This window comes from Desulforhopalus singaporensis, assembly GCF_900104445.1.
Classification (GTDB): Bacteria; Desulfobacterota; Desulfobulbia; order Desulfobulbales; family Desulfocapsaceae; genus Desulforhopalus_A; species Desulforhopalus_A singaporensis.
Genome location: NZ_FNJI01000113.1, coordinates 1 through 1,461 on the forward strand (window position 1 = coordinate 1; position 1,461 = coordinate 1,461).

1 protein-coding gene is annotated in these 1,461 nt (G+C 44.9%); it reads left to right on the forward strand.

Annotated elements, in window-relative coordinates; all coding sequences use genetic code 11:
• Positions 1–894: lipoyl synthase (gene lipA, locus BLQ17_RS22050; RefSeq protein ID WP_281180577.1), on the forward strand; the 894-nt coding region annotated here is incomplete at its 5' end.
• Positions 895–1,461 lie beyond the last annotated feature (567 nt).

Below are 1,461 nucleotides of genomic sequence, written 5' to 3' on the forward strand. Positions count from 1 at the left end.
AAGGCGCTTTTTGTAGAAAGATTCTGCAGACGTTTTAGCTCTGAAGCATACCACCACCCGAAACATCCTGACTGGCTGAAACTTCAAGCGCCAAGAACTACGTCGGTTGAAAAAATGGAATCAATTCTTCAAAATTTTAATGTTGAAACGGTTTGCAAAAGTGCACATTGTCCCAACATTGGAGAATGTTTTGCCAACGGTACGGCAACTTTTATGATTTTAGGGACACGTTGCACCCGCAACTGCCGATTTTGTGCTGTCGAAAACGGTCAGCCAGTACCGCCGGATCCGGAAGAGCCACTACGTTTGGCTGAGGCTGTAAAAAGACTGAATTTGAAATATGTGGTGGTCACTTCGGTGACCAGAGATGATTTGGATGATGGGGGTGCGAGCCAGTTTGTAGACACCATTCAAGCTGTGAGAACAATTTGCCCTGGGACGAAATTGGAGATCCTGACTCCGGATTTTAAAGGCTCGTCGATGCCTCTTCAAATGGTATGCGATGCACGACCGGATATGTTCAACCACAATATCGAAACAGTACCGCGGCTCTACTCTCGTGTACGACCCCAGGCGATTTTCGATCGTTCGTTAAGGGTTTTGTCTTTTGCCGCGGAACAGGGCCTCAAGGTTAAATCAGGAATGATGCTCGGCTTGGGCGAATCGGAAATCGAGGTTGAAGAGACCTTAGCCTCACTGCTAAAAACCGGATGCCGCTATCTGACCTTGGGGCAATACCTGGCCCCATCGAAAATGCATGAGCCGGTGGCGCGTTATGTTCAGCCCCATGAGTTTCAAAAGTGGGCTGATAAGGCGAAGACTATGGGATTCAAGGAGGTTGCCTCGGGGCCCCTGATAAGAAGTTCTTACAAGGCTGAACAGATGGTTGCATAATTGGTGTTGTGTTTTTAGTACTGGAGTTTGGAATTTTGGACTAATCGAGCTGCTGACTGCATTGTGCCGGAAGCGGCAGAAAATATTTTTCAAGGCACAGAGAGATAAAAAAATATTGACATTGCAACATATTGGCGTGAACTCGACTTTCGGTATTCGATCCCAAAAACAAATTTTTTTAGCTCAATTTCACAGGCAACTAACTGAAATTACGTTAGCGGACTCCCAAAAAATCGCCTCTGTAGTGCCGACCTTAGGGATATGGAGAGTTTCATCCTGCGCCTTTATGATCTCCAACTTCCATGTACGCGTTTGCGCGCTGAACCCTTTTTGCTCGTATGTTGATTCCACACCCCCCTCCTGTCGCAAATTAGAACACTTGCTTGAGTTAATCCGAGTACTGATAAGTATTCTACAAACTGAACGTCCTATTATGCAACATAAAACTTACTCCTTCAGTCAACTGTGACCTTTTTTGCTACACTGTGGATGCCTGCACTGTTTGTAAAATTTATACATTTTCCCCTAATGTTTTTTTATTGCATTTAAAATCATAGTGTTAAGAGA